We start from the raw sequence: 15,366 nt of genomic DNA on the forward strand, positions 1-15,366 counted from the left end.
TCCGCTCACCCCTCTCTTCGCAAGGTTGCGGCCACCTCGCGCAGCAGACCGCGCGTGGTGGCTCGGGGAGGTCCTGGCAGTACGTCGTAACCGGCGCGGCCGATGGCCCTCAGCACGGCACGCCCACCGCCGGTGAACCCGGCCAGCAGCAGCTTGAGCCGCCCGTGGACGCTGGCCACGAGGGGGTCGCCCGACGAGAGCAGGAGACGGGCGCGTTCGGCTTCGACGGCGAGCAGTGCGCGTACGGACGCGCTGGCACTCGGCGCCGCGAGGTCGTCCTCCGTGACGTGGAAGCGGGCCATGTCCTCGGCAGGGAGGTAGATGCGGTCGCGGCCGAGGTCCTCGGCGACGTCCTGCAGGTGCTCGACGATCTGGAGCCCGGAGCAGACGTCGTCGGAGTACCGGAGGCGCTCGGGCGTGGCGGTGCCCGTGATGGCCAGCACGAGGTGACCGACGGGGTTGGCCGACAGTTCGCAGTAGGCGAGCAGTTCGGCATGGTCGGCGTAGCGGCGGATCTTCTGGTCCTGGCGGTTGGCTTCGATGAGCGCCAGAAAGGGCTCGGGCCCGAGATTGCGGCGTCGCACTGTGGGGGCGAGCGCGCGCAGCAACGGGTGGCCGGGCGGGGTGGTGCGGGTGTCGAAGAGACGGCGGAGGTCGGCTTCGAACGCGTCGAGCATGGCGAGTCTGCCTGCGGGCTGGTCGCTCCCCCAGTCGGGGTCGAGTCCGAGGTACCGGGCGTCACGGCCGCCGGGAGCGAGGTCTCCGTCCCCGATGTCGTCGACGAGGCGGGCGTAGCCGTAGACGGCCATCAGGTCCTCGCGCCATTCCCGCGGCAGAAATCTGGGCGCCACGGGGAAGTTCTCCCGGGTGGCCTTGGCGAGAACGGCACGCGCATGCGCGTCCGCCTCCGCGCTCACCACTTGCTGCCAGAAGCCATTGCCGTCACATCTCCGTTTCTACACCGCTGGGGAAAAACATCCTATTTCGGACACGCCGCATGGGCATGGCGAGCGTGGACGGCCGGACTGACGGTGAGTTATGACGTGCCGGAGTACACGGGAGAACGGCGGCGCCAAGCGGCTTTTCCCGCTCCGCGGAGGTTGCGGTGCAGCCGTCGCCCAGTCACTTGCACGACCGCATTTCCGGCGGCGGAATGAAAGGCAGTCAGGGCGCGGTGAATCCCGCAATCAAGACGTCGAAGGCGCGCTCGGCGACGGCGTCCGTCTCATCCCCCGTCAGCTGCGAGAGCGGACCGTCGAGAAAGAGCATGGCCAGACCGTGCACAGTCGCCCAGGCAGTGAGCTCCGCGCCGGTGCGGCGCCGCGGAGCCATGCGGCCGCTCTCGACGAGGGCGTCGAGGGCCTGCACGAGGATGTCGAAGGAGCGGAAGCCCCAGGTGTCCTCCTCGCCGGGCTCGATCGCACCGTCCAGCGAACTGACGCTGAGGGGGTCACGGCAGAAGGCGACCCGGTAGAGGCCCGGCTCCTTGCGGGCGAAGGCGAGGTAACCGTGCCCGATGGCACGGATACGCTCCTCGGCCGCCCGCGGACCGGAGTCGCGGGGCGGCGGGAGTGCGGCGGCGGCCTCCATCGACTCCGTCAGGCGCCGCTGCCCGAGTTCCTTGACCGCGTGCAGCAGGTCGCCCTGCCCGGCGAAGTGGCGGTACGCGGCCGTCGGCGAGACGCCGACGCGGCGGGCGGCGGCCCGCAGCACCACCGCTTCCGGGCCGCCGTCCCGGGCGAGGCCGGTCGCCGCGTCGATGAGCGCGTTGCGCAGATCGCCGTGGTGGTAAGCGGTTCTCCCGCCGCGGGCACGCTTGCCCGCCCCGGGGCCGTCCGCAGCCGCCTCCGCCCTCGCACCGGTCTTCGCTCCCATGTCCGCCATACTTCCATCCTGCCCGATGTTGACAGCATTAACATCTACTGGAAGAGTCCAAGTTGACGCCGTAAACATCGGTGCGCAGACCACTCTTCATGGGGGCAACCGTGCTACGAAGAATCGCGGAGCTGACGCTGCGCAGACCCAGGGCGCTGCTCGCGCTCAGTCTCATCGCCGTGGTGGCCATGGGGGCCGTCGGATTCGGCGCTTTCGGCAAGCTCCAGGCCGGCGGCTTCGAAGATCCTGACGCACCGTCGAGCCGTGCGCAGAGCGTGATCGAGGAGAAGTTCGGCGGCGAGGACAACCTCGTGCTGCTCGTACGGCCCGCGGGCGGAAGCCTGGAATCCGCGGCGGTGCGGGAGGCGGGACGCGAACTGACGGCGGGCCTCGAGAAGGAGCCCGGGATCTCCCACGTCTCGTCCTACTGGGGCCGCGGCGGCGCCGCTCTCACCTCCGAGGACGGCACCCAGGCGCTCGTACTGGCCCACGTGAAGGGGGACAGCACCGAGGTCGCCGACAACACCAAGGAGATCACCGACGAGTGGAGCGGCGAGAGAGGCCCGCTGGACGTCCGGGCCGGCGGTCCCGCGGCGCTCAACAACGACATCTCCGGCCAGGTCTCGGCCGACCTCGCCGTGGCCGAGGCCATCGCGGTCCCCCTCACCCTGATCCTCCTCGTCATCGCCTTCGGCAGTTTCGTCGCCGCTCTGCTGCCGCTGGCCATCGGACTGATAGCCGTGCTGGGCACGTTCGCCGAGCTGTACGTGCTGGGCAGCGTCACCGACGTCTCGGTCTTCTCCGTCAACCTCACCACCGCGCTGGGCCTCGGACTCGGCATCGACTACGGACTTCTGATCGTCAGCCGGTTCCGTGAGCGCCTGGCCGACGGCGACACGGTGGCGGACGCCCTGCGGACCACGGTCACCACAGCCGGGCGCACCATCGCCTTCTCCGCGGCGACGGTCGTCGCGGCACTCGCGGCGCTGCTGCTCTTCCCGCCGTTCTTCCTGCGCTCGTTCGCCTACGCCGGGATCGGTGTCGTCGCCATCGCGGCCGTGGCCGCGCTCGTCGTCGTTCCGGCGCTGCTGGCCGTGCTGGGACACCGCGTCAACAAGGGACGGCTGCCCTGGGCGGACGCCGTGCGGCGGCCGGACGCACCGGTGTGGGGCAACCTCGCCCGCACGGTCATGCGCCGGCCCCTCCTGACCGCGCTGCCCGTCCTCGCGGTGCTGCTGCTGGCCGCGAGCCCGCTGCTGGGCGCGCGTTTCGGCATGCCGGACGAGCGTGTCCTGCCCGAGGACGCACAGAGCCGTCAGGTCGGTACGGCGCTCGCGAAGGACTTCCCCGGCAGCTCCGCCGAGGCCATCCAGGTCGTGACCACCTCGGCGGTGGCCGAGGACGAGCTGGACGCGTACGCCGGGCGCCTCTCCCGCATCGACGGCGTCGTCCGCGTGCAGGCCGCCAGCGGTACCTACGCCCAGGGGCAGGTCTCACCGCCCGGCCGGGCCGAGGCGGCGCTGGGACATCCCGACGCGCAGCTGCTCACCGTCACGCCCGACGGGAAGGCCGGTTCGGACGGCGCGCAGGACGTGGTCCGCGACATCCGCGACGTCGAGGCGCCCGGGAGCGGCGAAGCGCTGGTGGGCGGTCAGGACGCCCAGCTCGTCGACACCAAGGCCTCGATCGGCGACCGGCTGCCCGCCGCCGTCGGCATGGTCGTCGGCTCCACGTTCCTCCTGCTGTTCCTCTTCACCGGCAGCGTCGTACAGCCGCTGCGTGCGCTCGTGCTGAACACGGTGAGCCTGACCGCGTCGATCGGGGCGATGGTCTGGATCTTCCAGGACGGCCATCTCTCCTCGCTCCTCGGCTTCACCGCGATGCCGATGGACACCTCGATGACGGTGCTGATGTTCTGCATCGTCTTCGGGCTCTCCATGGACTACGAGGTCTTCGTCACCAGCCGGATCAAGGAGCTGCACGACGCGGGAGCCGACAACACCACCGCCGTCACCCGCGGGCTCTCCCGCACCGGGCGCATCGTCACGATGGCTGCGGGACTGCTCGCCGTGAGCTTCTTCGCCTTCGGGACGAGCGAGATCAGCTTCCTGCAGATGTTCGGCCTGGGCAGCGGTCTGGCGATCCTGATCGACGCGGTCGCCGTCCGCGGCGTGCTGGTGCCCGCCGCGATGCGGCTGCTGGGACGGGGAGCCTGGTACGCGCCCCGCTTGCTGCGCCTGCTGCACGCCAAGGTCGGGCTGGAGGAGTCGGCTCCGGCGGCGAGACCGGAGCGGGAGCAGGAGCAGCCGGGGGCCGGGCGCACGCGCGCAGGCGTCTGACGGACGGCGTCCCGGCGTACAGGGCGCACAGGAAGAAGCGGCCGTCCGGACGGGGTCCGGGCCGGCCGCTTCTCACGCGCTCGGCTGTGGTGCCTGCCGGGCTACTTGCCCGTGAACTTCTCGTACTCCTTGAGCACTTCCTCGGTGGGGCCGTCGTGGACGAGTTCGCCCTTCTCCAGCCACAGCGTCCGCTCGCAGGTGTCGCGGATCGACTTGTTGTTGTGGCTGACGAGGAAGACCGTGCCCGCTTCCTCCCGCAGCTGGCGGACACGCTTCTCGGAACGCCGCTGGAACTTCTTGTCGCCCGTCGCCAGCGCTTCGTCGATCATCAGCACGTCGTGGTTCTTGGCCGCCGCGATGGAGAAGCGCAGCCTGGCCGCCATGCCTGAGGAGTAGGTGCGCATCGGCAGCGTGATGAAGTCGCCCTTCTCGTTGATGCCGGAGAAGTCGACGATGCTCCGGTAGCGCTCGGCCACCTCCTCGCGGGACATCCCCATCGCCAACCCGCCCAGCACCACGTTGCGTTCACCGGTCAGGTCGTTCATCATCGCGGCGTTCACGCCGAGCAGCGAGGGCTGGCCGTTGGTGTAGACGTGGCCGCTCTCCGCGGGGAGCAGGCCGGCGATGGCACGCAGCAGCGTCGACTTGCCCGAGCCGTTGGAGCCGATCAGTCCTATGGCCTGGCCGCGGTAGGCGGTGAAGCTGACGCCCTTGACCGCGTGCACCTCGCGCACACTGCCGCCCGGCTTGCGGCGGACAATGCGGTTGAGGGCCGCCGTGGCACTGCCCCTGCCCTTGGTGCCGCCGTAGACGCGGTAGACGATGTGCAGGTCCTGCGCGATGACGGTGGGAATCCACGGCTCCTGTACGGGAGGGCCATCCGCCTGCTGGACGATCTCTGCCTTCTCCTGGGTTTCCTCAGCCACGGCCATAACGCTCCTCCGACTTCCAGAAGAAAACAAATCCTCCGATGCCCACCAGGAGCCCCCAGCCCAGAGCGAGCGCCCAGGCGTGCGGCGGAATGTCCCCGACCGTGTATGCGTCGATGAACGCGAAGCGCATCAGGTCCATGAACACCGCTGCCGGGTTCGCCTGGAGAAGCTCCACCGCCCATCCGGGCGCGGAGGTGTTGCCCCGGAGCATCGGCTCCAGCGGGAACATCACACCCGACGCGTACATCCACGTACGCAGCACGAACGGCATGAGCTGGGCCAGGTCCGGGGTCTTGCTGCCCAGCCGCGCCATGATCAGCGCGAGGCCGGTGTTGAAGAGGAACTGGCAGGCGAGCACGGGGAAGATCAGCAGCCAGGACCAGGCCGGGTACTGCCCGAAGCCGATGAGGATCGCCACCAGCACGATCATCGAGTAGAGCAGCTGCTGGAGCTGCTGGAGCGAGACCGAGATGGGCAGCGAGGCGCGCGGGAAGTGGAGCGCGCGTACGAGCCCCAGGTTGGAGGAGATCGCCCGCACCCCGTTCAGCGCCGACGTCTGTGTGAAGGTGAAGACGAAGACGCCCGTGACCAGGAAGGGAACGTAATTCTTGTTGCCGCCCGGGACGCCGTTACGGCCCTCCAGGAGGATGCCGAAGATGAAGTAGTAGACGGCGGCGTTCAGCAGCGGTGTCGCCACCTGCCAGAGCTGGCCGAGCTTCGCCTGGCTGTACTGGGCCGTCAGCTTGGCCCGCGAGAAGGCGAGGATGAAGTGCCGTCTGCCCCACAGCTGTCTGACGTACTGCGGGAGCGAAGGGCGCGCCCCGCTCACCGTCAAGCCGTACTTGGCCGCGAGGTCGGCCGGGGACAGACGGTCGTCCGGTGAGGGCGGGGGCTTCACGCCCACCGCACCGCCGTGCGTTGTCTCGGTCACGTTGGAAACTTTCGTCCTCACACGTGCGGGTGAACTGGAAGAAATGGTGCTGGAGACGAGCTTGTCAGATCACGGGCGGGCGACCTAGTCGGGTCAGCCGCCATACCGTACGCCACCGCATGGGCCTGCGGGCCCCGCACGGCGTCGTCCAGCCCTCCTTGAAGCCGCCGAGCCAGGCGCGCAGAGCCGGCCGTGACGGGCGGCGCGCGAGCGTCAGCAGCAGCCACACGCCCAGGTAGACGGGGACGAGGAGGGCGGGCAGGTTACGCCTGGCCAGCCAGACGCGGTTGCGGGCGACCATGCGGTGGTAGACCGCGTGCCTGCTGGGGGCGGTGGTGGGGTGGTGCAGCACCATGTCGGCGCGGTAGTCGATCGCCCAGCCGGCGTCCAGGGCCCGCCAGGCGAGGTCGGTCTCCTCGTGGGCGTAGAAGAACTCGTCCGGCAGACCGCCGACTTCGGCGATGACCTTGGTGCGTACGGCGTTGGCGCCCCCGAGGAACGTGGTGACGCGCGAGGAGCGCATCGGATCGGCGGCGCGCAGCCTGGGCACATGGCGGCGCTGGGTCTCCCCCGTGTCCGGGTCGGCGATGCGGAAGCTGATGATGCCGAGCTCCGGGTCCCCGGCGAAGGCCGCACGTACCAGCTCGGCGGTGTCGGTGCCGGGGAGGAGGCCGTCGTCGTCGAGGAAGAGCAGAGCGTCGACCTCGGAACCCGACGGGCCGAAGGCTTCGATGCCGACGTTGCGGCCTCCGGGGATGCCGAGATTTTCCGGAAGCTCGACCGTCCGTACACCTTCCGGCAACTCCGGCAGCGGCGCGCCGTTACCCACGACCACGACCTCGATACGGTCGCCGTCCTGTTTGGCGACGGACTCCAGCAGCGCCCGCAGCTCCTCGGGACGGTTGCCCATCGTGAGGATGACGGCGCCCAGCCTCGGCGTCCGCGCGGAACGCTCCGGGCTCTGCTGCGTCATGGGAGATCCCTCCGTCACTTGAGCCTGCTGGAAGCGAGGATGGACACCAGATGCAGCAGCGTCTGCACGAGGGCGATGCCCGCGAGCACGGCGACACCGAGCCTGCTGAAGAAGAGGTCCCCTCTGATCTGGTCCAGCACCGCCAGGACCAGGATGAGCAGCGACGCCTCGATCCCGAGTATCAGCCGGTGGAACTTCAGCGCCGCGGCCGCCTTACGGGCCAGCGCCATGCCGGACGAACGAGGTTCGCTCGCGGCCTCCTTCACGGGCGGCAGCCCGCTCTGGTGACGGGCCACACCGACAAGATCCGTCTCGGCCTTGATCAGTACGGCGCCGAGCGCGGCGAGGGTGCCCAGAAAGGCCCACAGCCAGTCCACCCGGCCCTCGCCCCACAGGTCGGCCGCGCGCAGGCCGAAGCCCACCAGCACGGCGGCGTCGCACAGGTAGGCGCCGACCCGGTCCAGGTACACGCCGCCGAGCGAGTACTGCTGCTTCCAGCGGGCGAGTTCGCCGTCCACGCAGTCGAGCAGCAGGTAGAGCTGGACGGCGACCACGCCGAGCACCGCCCCGCCGATCCCCGGCACCAGCAGGGCCGGGGCGGCGAGGACTCCCGCGACAGTCATCAGATAGGTCAGCTGGTTGGGCGTGACCCGCGTGTTCACCAGGTGCCGGTCCATGCGCAGGGAGATCTCGCGCATGTAGAGCCGCCCGGCCCAGTGCTCACCGCTGCGCCTGTCCTTCACGCCCTCGGGATGAACGACCGGGCGGAGTTCAGCTACTGATGGCTTGTGCATAGTCGCGGTATGCGTCCCTGATCTGGTCGGCGGACAGGTCGAGGTGCTCAAGAATGGTGTACCGGCCGGGACGGGTCTCCGGGGCGTATTCGACCACCTTCACGAACTCGTCCTCGTCGAAGCCGATTTCGCTGGGCAGTACCGGCAGGCCGTGGCGCCGCAGCACCTCGACCATCAGCATCGACATCTCCCTGTCGCCGCGCAGGAACGTGGCGAACGCCGCACCGAGGCCGCACTGTTCGCCGTGGCTCGCCGCCCGCTTCGGGAAGAGCAGGTCGAACGCGTGGTTGATCTCGTGGCAGGCACCCGAGGCCGGACGGCTGTCACCGGCCACCGACATCGAGATACCGGTCAGCACCAGCCCCTCGGCGAGGACTTGGAGAAAGGCGTCGTCGCTGACGCTGCCGGGGTGGCGCAGCACCGCCTCGCCGGCCTGGCGTGCCATGGCGGCGGCCAGACCGTCGATGTCCTCGCCGCGCACCGTGTGGGCCAGCTCCCAGTCCCGTACGGCCGAGATGTTGGAGATGGCGTCGCCGATGCCGGAGCGGACGAAACGGGCCGGGGCCTCACGGATGACGTCGAGGTCGATGACGACCGCGATGGGGTTCGGCACGCCGTACGAGCCGCGGCCCGCGTCGTTGTCGAGGGTGGCCACCGGCGAACACAGGCCGTCGTGCGAGAGGTTGGTGGCCACGGCGACCAGCGGCAGGCCGATGCGCGCCGCTGCGAACTTCGCACAGTCGATGATCTTGCCGCCGCCGAGGCCGACGACCGCGTCGTAGCGCCCGGACTTCATGGCGTCCGCGAGCTTGATGGCGTCGTCGATGGTGCCGCCGCCGACCTCGTACCAGTCCGCGCTGGGGAGGGCGGGAGCGAAGCGCTCACGCAGAGCCGCGCCCGAGCCGCCGCTGATGGCGAAGGCGAGCCTGCCGTTCGAGGAGATCCGCTGGTCGGCCAGCAGGCCCGCCAGGTCGTCCAGAGCGCCGCGGCTGATGTCGACGACGACGGGGGACGGGATGAGGCGGGTCAGTACCGGCATGCGATCTCCCTGCCCTTGGCGAGGTCCTCGTGGTTGTCGATCTCGACCCACTGCACGTCGCCGATCGGCGCCACGTCGATCTTGAAGCCGCGGTGGACGAGCTCCTGGTAACCGTCCTCGTAGTAGAGCTGCGGGTCGCGCTCGAAGGTGGTCTTCAGCGCGTCGGCCAGCTCCTCGGCGGCCTCCGGCTCGATGAGGGTCAGCCCGATGTACTCGCCCGACGCGATGGAGGGGTCCATCAGCTTGGTGATCTGCTGGACGCCCTTCTCGGGGTCGGTGACGACCTTCATCTCCTCCTCGTCCAGGTTCTTGACCGTGTCGAGGGCGAGGATGATCTTCTGGCCGTTGCCGCGTGCGTTCAGCAAGGTCTTCTGGACGGAGACCGGGTGGACGGTGTCGCCGTTGGCCAGCAGGGCGCCCTGCTTGATGACGTCACGGGCGCACCAGAGGGAGTAGGCGTTGTTCCACTCCTCGGCCTTGTCGTTGTCGACGAGGGTGAGCTTGACGCCGTGCTTCTGCTCCAGCGCCTCCTTGCGCTCGTACACGGCCTCCTTGCGGTAGCCGACGACCACGGCGACGTCGGTCAGGCCGACGGCGGCGAAGTTGGCGAGGGCGATGTCGAGGACGGTCTGCGACTCCTCGTCGCCTTCGGGACCGACCGGGACGAGCGCCTTGGGAAGGGTGTCGGTGTAGGGGCGCAGACGCCGTCCGGCGCCGGCGGCCAGCACGAGGCCGATCATGCGGGTTCTCCTGTTTCGTCGTGTACGGCGGGTGCTTTGGAGGACACCCAGAAGCGGATGCTCTCGACGAGCACCACTGCCGCGATGACCACGGCCAGCGTGGTCGTCGCGATGGTGAAACCTTGTCCCTGGGCCTGGCCACGGCTGTCGCCGCCCAGCCAGAGGACTGCGGCGAGGGTGACGGCCAAGGCCCTTCCTTCGTGGCCTCCGGTCGCACGCACAAGCCAGTTCGGAGGCGCGCCGGTGCCGCCGCGGATGCGGTACACCGTGTCGTAGTGATGGTAGGCGACCGCCGCCACCAGCCCGAACGCGGCGGGAACCGCACCGCTCACCCCGTCCCGGGCGGCGAGCACGGCGAGGATGAGGACGAGCACGTATTCCGCTGTACGGAAGACGGGCGGGACGAGCCAGTCCAGGGCACCGCGCATCGGGCCGGCGACGGCGAGACCCGAGGTCAGCACGTACAACAGCGCGGCCAGCAGCGGCCAGACGCTGCCCGCGGGTGTCCACAGCGCGGTGGCGAGCAGCACCAGGGCACCGAGCAGCGCGACGGCCGGACGGGCGAAGCCCGGCAGGGACAGCCCCGCGCGCCGCGCCAGGGCTGCCCCTGCGCCGGCGCAGCCCTGTGCGAGCGGTCCGCTGTCCGCGAGGTCCGCCAGCGCGCGGGCGGCCCGGTCGGAGCCGCGCGCCGCGGGTCCCGCCCGGTTCAGGGAGCGCAGCACGCGGCCTGCGGTGGTGTAGCAGGCGGCAAGGGCGCAGCCGGCGAGCAGTACGAGGAAGGTGATGCGCGGTGTGGTGCACGCCGTGAGCACGGCGATCAGCGCCCAGCGCTCACCGATCGGCAGGACGATCATCCGGCGGAGCCAGACCGTCCAGCCGACGCTGTCGAGCCTGCTGGAGAGCGCGGCGGTGGGGCTGGTGTTGGCCTGGGCGTCGTGGTTCGCCTCGTTGAAGGAGAAGTCGACGACGTGCCGGACCGTCTGGAGCACCATGGCGCCCAGCGCGAGCGCCCACACGTCCTCACCGCCGCGGGCGGCGCCGAGGGCGAGACCGGCGTAGTACGCGTACTCCTTGGCGCGGTCGAAGGTGGCGTCGAGCCAGGCGCCCAGCGTGGAGTACTGCAGGTCGTAGCGGGCGAGCTGCCCGTCGGTGGCGTCCAGTACGAACGAGGCGATCAGCAGCACCCCGGCCGCGACGAAGCCCCCGCGCTCCCCGGTGGCGGCGCACGCGGCCGCGACGAGGGCGGTGATCAGCGAGGCGGTGGTGACCTGGTTGGGGGTGAGTCCGCGACGGGCGCACCAGCGGGCGATGTAGCGGGAGTAGGGGCTGACGCAGAAGGTGGTGAAGAAGCCGTCGCGGGGCTTCACCGCGCTGCGCAGCCGTACGGCCTCGTCGTCGACGCCGTCCACGTCGCCGCGGGCGGCCGCCCGGGCCTCCTCGTGGGCGGGCACCGTCGCGACGAGCGCGCCGAGGTCGGGGCGGTGCACCGGCAGGCCCTGGGCATCGAGGGCGTCGGCGAGTTCGTCGGGGACGGTGCGCAGGGTGTGCGGGGTCGCGGTGACGGTCGTCTCGCCGGGGGCGGCGACCCCGCCACGGGCCGCGTCGGCGGACGCACCGCCGGCTGCGCCCGCTTCCTCCGTGTCGGTGGTCGCCCGGCCGGACTGCCCGGTGTCAGCGGCGGGTTCGCGGAGCGCGCGGTTCAGCGCGGCGCGCGCCTGCGGCGCGACGGCCAGCACACCGGGCGCGGCGCCGGCGGGAAACCGGGGGTCGGTGAGCGCGAGACGCAGGCTGTGCCGGTGTCCCACGAAGCGCGGGTCGACGAGGGCGACCCGTACCCCTGCGGGCACGGCGGCCACTTCGCCGGACAGCCGGTCCTCGCCGGGGGCCACGCGCACGTCGAAGCCCAGCGCTCGCAGGTCGTTCTCCAGCGGCGAACCGGCGACCGGCGTGCCGGTGAGGATGGCGGTCGACAGTCGAACTCACTCCTTGGAAGCTGGCGCAGCGCGGCTTCCGGCCTTGGGCACGGCCGGGCAGCGGTCAGGTGCGCCATCGCCCGTGAGAGGGGCGGGCGGCACGTCGGCAGAGGCTATCCGATCCGGTGGGTGAGCTTTCATCGCGCGTTCACCGTGGGGCCGTTGCCCTGCCGGGGGCACAGCATGGTCGATCATGGGCGGCCCGACAAATGCGGTCCCTGCGGCGACGGCCGCGAAGGTGCTCGCGTGGCCGGTCCCGGCCCCTTTCCGCAGTGCGAGATCGTCGACTTCGTCCGGGTGACTTCTCCCTCCGGCACGCGCCTGCGGCCAGGGTCCGGCGAGGGCCGGGGGCCGGGACCGCCCGGCGCCGGCGGGGTGCCGCGGCCGCGGACGGGCCGGCCGGGGCTGCGGATAGGCTGCCGATATGACGTGGTTGATCACAGGTGGGGCGGGATACATCGGGGCGCACGTGGCGCGGACGATGATGGAGGCCGGTGAGCGCGTGGTCGTGCTGGACGACCTCTCTGCGGGGGTTCCGGCACGGCTGGAGGGTACGGAGCCGTGGCCGGTGCTCGTGCGGGGCGCGGTCTCCGACCGGCGGCTGCTGGACCGGACGTTCGAGGAGCACGAGGTCACCGGGGTGCTCCACCTCGCCGCCCGCAAGCAGGTGGGCGAGTCCGTCGAGCGGCCGCTGCACTACTACCGGGAGAACGTGCACGGGCTGACCGTGCTCCTCGAGGCTGTGGTGGACGCCGGTGTGCGGCGCTTCGTCTTCTCCTCCTCCGCCGCCGTCTACGGCACCCCGGACGTCGATCTCGTCACTGAACGGACGCCGTGCGTGCCGATGAACCCCTACGGGGAGACGAAGCTCACCGGCGAATGGCTGGTACGCGCCACGGGCCGGGCAACCGGAATGGCGACGGCGTGTCTGCGCTATTTCAACGTGGCGGGCGCGGCCCGGCCGGAGCTGGCCGACACCGGGGTGTTCAACATCGTTCCGATGTTCTTCGACGCCCTCACCCGCGGCGAGGCACCGCTGATCTTCGGGGACGACTATCCGACCCCGGACGGAACCTGTGTGCGGGACTACATCCACGTCCAGGATCTGGCCGAGGCCCATCTCGCCGCGGCACGGCACCTGGGCGCGGAGCCCGCCGCGTCCGGAGCGGCGGGGACGTCCGGCGCCCCCGGTGAGGCCCGGGGCCGGGACCTCACCGTGAACATCGGCACCGGCAGGGGCGTGTCCGTACGGGAGATGGCCGATCTCGTCGCCGAGATCACCGGCAAGCGCGAACCCGCCGCCCGCGTCGCCCCCCGCCGCGCCGGCGACCCGGCGCGCGTCGTGGCCTCGGCGGAACTGGCGGCGAAGGAACTCGGCTGGACGGCGCGGCACTCCGTGCGGGACATGCTCACCTCCGCCTGGGAAGGCTGGCGCCTGCACCACCCCGGGGCCGGGGCCCGCTGAGTCGGGGTGCGGCCCGGGGCCGCACCCTGTGCGCTGCGGCCGGGGCCACTGCGTCCGCTCTGACCTGCGGGGGCACTCGCGGCCCGCCCTGACGGAAAAGCGCAGGTCAAGCAGATGACAACGGTGTTCAGCGTCGCGTTGCACCTCCCCGTCCGGCGTAGTTGACTTGCCAGCGTCAGGCGCTGGGCGCGGGACCGGTCGATGCGGGAGGCTTGCAGCAATGGGCGCAGGGCACGATCACGGAGGGCCGCCTCCGGGGGCCGGCGGTACCGCTGCCGCCGCATACCGCTCGCGGCTGCGGATCGCGCTCGGCATCACGCTCGGTGTCCTGGTCACGCAGATCGTCGGCGGGCTGCTCGCCGATTCGCTGGCCCTGCTGGCCGACGCGGGCCACATGGCGACCGACGCACTCGGTCTGGGCATGGCGCTGCTGGCGATCCATTTCGCCAACCGGCCCGCGACCGAGCGCCGCACCTTCGGATTCGCCCGGGCGGAGATCCTCGCCGCGCTGGCCAACTGCGTGCTGCTGCTCGGCGTCGGCGGGTTCATCCTCTACGAGTCCATCGAACGCTTCATCGACCCCGCACCCACCGACGGCGGCCTCACCCTCGTCTTCGGCGCCATCGGTCTGGCGGCGAACAGCGTTTCGCTCGCGCTGCTGCTCCGCGGCCAGAAGGAGAGCATCAACGTGCGGGGCGCGTTCCTGGAGGTGCTGGCCGACGCCCTGGGCTCGCTGGCGGTGCTGGTATCGGCAGCCGTGGTGCTGTGGACGGGATGGCTTCCCGCGGACCCGATCGCCTCCCTGGTCATCGGCGCGATGATCGTCCCCCGCACGCTCAGACTGGCGCGCGAGGCGCTGGACGTACTGCTGGAGTCGGCCCCGCGGGACGTGGATCTCGCCGAGGTACGCGAGCACATCCTCGCCGTGGACGGCGTGAACGACCTGCACGATCTGCACGTGTGGACGATCACCTCCGGCATGCCCGTGCTCTCCGCGCACGTGGTCGTCTCTCCGGAAGTGCTGGACTCGGTCGGGCAGGAGCGCGTGCTGCACGACCTCCAGTGCTGCCTCGGCGACCACTTCGATGTGGAGCACTGCACGTTCCAGCTGGAGCCGCGCGGACATGCGGCCCACGAAGCGAAGTTGTGCCACTGACGTACGGCAAACTGGGCGCATTGCCGGAGAGTTCCTATTGAAGGATGGACATGGCGAACAGCACCGCGGCCGCCCCGATCATGCTCGAACTGGTCGACGAGGACGGGAAGACGATCGGTACCGCCGAGAAGCTCTCCGCCCATGTCGCGCCGGGGCGGCTGCATCGCGCGTTCTCGGTCTTCCTCTTCGACGACTCGGGGCGGCTGTTGCTGCAGCGCCGCGCCCTCGGCAAGTACCACTCCCCCGGTGTGTGGTCCAACACCTGCTGCGGCCATCCGTACCCGGGCGAGAAGCCTTTCGTGGCGTCGGCGCGGCGGGTGAGCGAGGAACTGGGCGTGGCTCCGCTCCTGATGAGCGAGGCGGGCACCGTCCGGTACAACCACCCCGACCCGGCCTCGGGCCTGGTGGAGCAGGAGTACAACCACCTCTTCGTCGGGCTCGTACGCGACGTACCGGAGCCCGACCCGGAGGAGGTCGCCGAGACGGCGTTCGTGACGGCGCAGGAACTCAAGCGCCGGCACGGCGAAGAGCCCTTCTCCACCTGGTTCATGACGGTCCTCGACGCGGCGAAGCCCGCGATCGACGAGCTCACCGGCGGGTCAGCGGGCTGGTGAGGCCGGCGGCGGGAAGGCGGGGCAGCGGAAGCGCGGCCCAGACGATCTTCCCGCCGGTCCCCGTCTGTTCGACGTCGCAGAGCCCGCCGGCCTCCAGCGTGATCATCTTCACCAGCAGCAGCCCCCTGCCGCCGAGGTGTTCGTGCTCGGGGTCGGCGTCCAGCGCCTTGGGCCGGTAGGGATGGCCGTCCTCGACGGCGACGCGGAGCCATCCCCGCTGCAGGCTCACCTCGACCCCGATCTCGGGTGAGAGCAGGGCCGCGTGCCGCACGGCGTTGGTGGCCAGTTCGGAGAGGATGAGCAGAAGGTTCTGCAGGGTGTCCTCGGGAACCACTCCCCGCCGCCGCAGGAGGTCCCGGACGGTGTGCCGCAGTTGAGGCACCGACGTGTCCTTGGCAGGGGCGGTGAACCTCCAGGTCCCCTCGGGGGAACGGTTCTCCCGCCGTTCCTGGACCGGCAGCGCAAGCGGGGACTGTCCACCGGCTCCTGGCGGATGACTCCCAGGGCTCTCCATCTCCCGCACCCGCTCTCTTCC

14 protein-coding genes are annotated in these 15,366 nt (G+C 70.8%); 4 read left to right on the top strand and 10 right to left on the bottom strand.

All coding sequences use genetic code 11. From position 1 onward, the window contains the following. Nucleotides 1-5 precede the first annotated feature (5 nt). Both hpnC and ACFPA8_RS18185 read right to left on the bottom strand, forming a co-directional pair. Nucleotides 6-920 (bottom strand): squalene synthase HpnC, encoded by a 915-nt coding sequence (gene hpnC / locus ACFPA8_RS18180; RefSeq protein ID WP_386449748.1) that lies wholly within the window; start codon nucleotides 918-920, stop codon nucleotides 6-8. A gap of 244 nt (nucleotides 921-1,164) precedes the next feature. Then, on the bottom strand, nucleotides 1,165-1,884 hold the full coding sequence (locus ACFPA8_RS18185) for a TetR/AcrR family transcriptional regulator (RefSeq protein ID WP_386449750.1): 720 nt from the start codon (nucleotides 1,882-1,884) through the stop codon (nucleotides 1,165-1,167). 101 nt (nucleotides 1,885-1,985) lie between these two features. On the opposite strand from ACFPA8_RS18185, the gene ACFPA8_RS18190 reads away from it, so the two are divergent. Beyond that, nucleotides 1,986-4,214: an MMPL family transporter gene (locus ACFPA8_RS18190; protein WP_386449752.1), complete on the top strand. Its 2,229-nt coding sequence runs from the start codon at nucleotides 1,986-1,988 to the stop codon at nucleotides 4,212-4,214. 101 nt (nucleotides 4,215-4,315) lie between these two features. Here ACFPA8_RS18190 and ACFPA8_RS18195 read toward each other — a convergent pair whose 3' ends face one another. From ACFPA8_RS18195 to ACFPA8_RS18225, 7 genes are all read right to left on the bottom strand, one after another. Further along, nucleotides 4,316-5,146 carry an ABC transporter ATP-binding protein gene (locus ACFPA8_RS18195; RefSeq protein WP_386449754.1) on the bottom strand — a complete coding sequence of 277 codons (831 nt, stop codon included), beginning with the start codon at nucleotides 5,144-5,146 and terminating at the stop codon, nucleotides 4,316-4,318. Next, on the bottom strand, nucleotides 5,133-6,077 hold the full coding sequence (locus ACFPA8_RS18200) for an ABC transporter permease (protein WP_386449756.1): 945 nt from the start codon (nucleotides 6,075-6,077) through the stop codon (nucleotides 5,133-5,135). The genes ACFPA8_RS18195 and ACFPA8_RS18200 overlap by 14 nt, the downstream gene beginning before the upstream one ends. 64 nt (nucleotides 6,078-6,141) lie before the next feature. Then, a complete protein-coding gene (locus ACFPA8_RS18205; protein ID WP_386449758.1) occupies nucleotides 6,142-7,050 on the bottom strand; it encodes a glycosyltransferase family 2 protein in 909 nt (302 codons plus the stop codon). A 14-nt stretch (nucleotides 7,051-7,064) separates the two neighbouring features. Next, a complete protein-coding gene (locus tag ACFPA8_RS18210) occupies nucleotides 7,065-7,844 on the bottom strand; it encodes a CDP-alcohol phosphatidyltransferase family protein (protein ID WP_386449760.1) in 780 nt (259 codons plus the stop codon). Next, nucleotides 7,822-8,883 (bottom strand): iron-containing alcohol dehydrogenase family protein, encoded by a 1,062-nt coding sequence (locus ACFPA8_RS18215; RefSeq protein ID WP_386449762.1) that lies wholly within the window; start codon nucleotides 8,881-8,883, stop codon nucleotides 7,822-7,824. Before ACFPA8_RS18215 ends, ACFPA8_RS18210 begins: the two co-directional genes overlap by 23 nt. Further along, nucleotides 8,871-9,623, bottom strand: a complete 753-nt coding sequence (locus ACFPA8_RS18220) for a phosphocholine cytidylyltransferase family protein (protein ID WP_386449764.1) — start codon at nucleotides 9,621-9,623, stop codon at nucleotides 8,871-8,873. The genes ACFPA8_RS18215 and ACFPA8_RS18220 overlap by 13 nt, the downstream gene beginning before the upstream one ends. After that, a complete protein-coding gene (locus ACFPA8_RS18225) occupies nucleotides 9,620-11,551 on the bottom strand; it encodes a DUF5941 domain-containing protein (protein ID WP_417801323.1) in 1,932 nt (643 codons plus the stop codon). The genes ACFPA8_RS18220 and ACFPA8_RS18225 overlap by 4 nt, the downstream gene beginning before the upstream one ends. 469 nt (nucleotides 11,552-12,020) lie before the next feature. Between ACFPA8_RS18225 and galE the strand changes: the two genes are divergently transcribed. The 3 genes from galE (at nucleotide 12,021) to idi (ending at nucleotide 14,831) form a co-directional block, all read left to right on the top strand. Beyond that, nucleotides 12,021-13,061, top strand: coding sequence for a UDP-glucose 4-epimerase GalE (gene galE, locus ACFPA8_RS18230; RefSeq protein ID WP_386449766.1), 1,041 nt, complete (start codon nucleotides 12,021-12,023; stop codon nucleotides 13,059-13,061). Nucleotides 13,062-13,281: 220 nt separating this feature from the next. Then, nucleotides 13,282-14,217: a cation diffusion facilitator family transporter gene (locus ACFPA8_RS18235; RefSeq protein ID WP_386449768.1), complete on the top strand. Its 936-nt coding sequence runs from the start codon at nucleotides 13,282-13,284 to the stop codon at nucleotides 14,215-14,217. Between the two features lie 50 nt (nucleotides 14,218-14,267). Continuing rightward, nucleotides 14,268-14,831: an isopentenyl-diphosphate Delta-isomerase gene (gene idi, locus ACFPA8_RS18240; protein ID WP_386449770.1), complete on the top strand. Its 564-nt coding sequence runs from the start codon at nucleotides 14,268-14,270 to the stop codon at nucleotides 14,829-14,831. Here idi and ACFPA8_RS18245 read toward each other — a convergent pair. Beyond that, nucleotides 14,806-15,345 carry an ATP-binding protein gene (locus ACFPA8_RS18245; protein ID WP_386449772.1) on the bottom strand — a complete coding sequence of 180 codons (540 nt, stop codon included), beginning with the start codon at nucleotides 15,343-15,345 and terminating at the stop codon, nucleotides 14,806-14,808. The genes idi and ACFPA8_RS18245 overlap by 26 nt on opposite strands. Nucleotides 15,346-15,366 lie beyond the last annotated feature (21 nt).

It is taken from the genome of Streptomyces ovatisporus (assembly GCF_042653885.1).
Classification (GTDB): Bacteria; Actinomycetota; Actinomycetes; order Streptomycetales; family Streptomycetaceae; genus Streptomyces; species Streptomyces ovatisporus.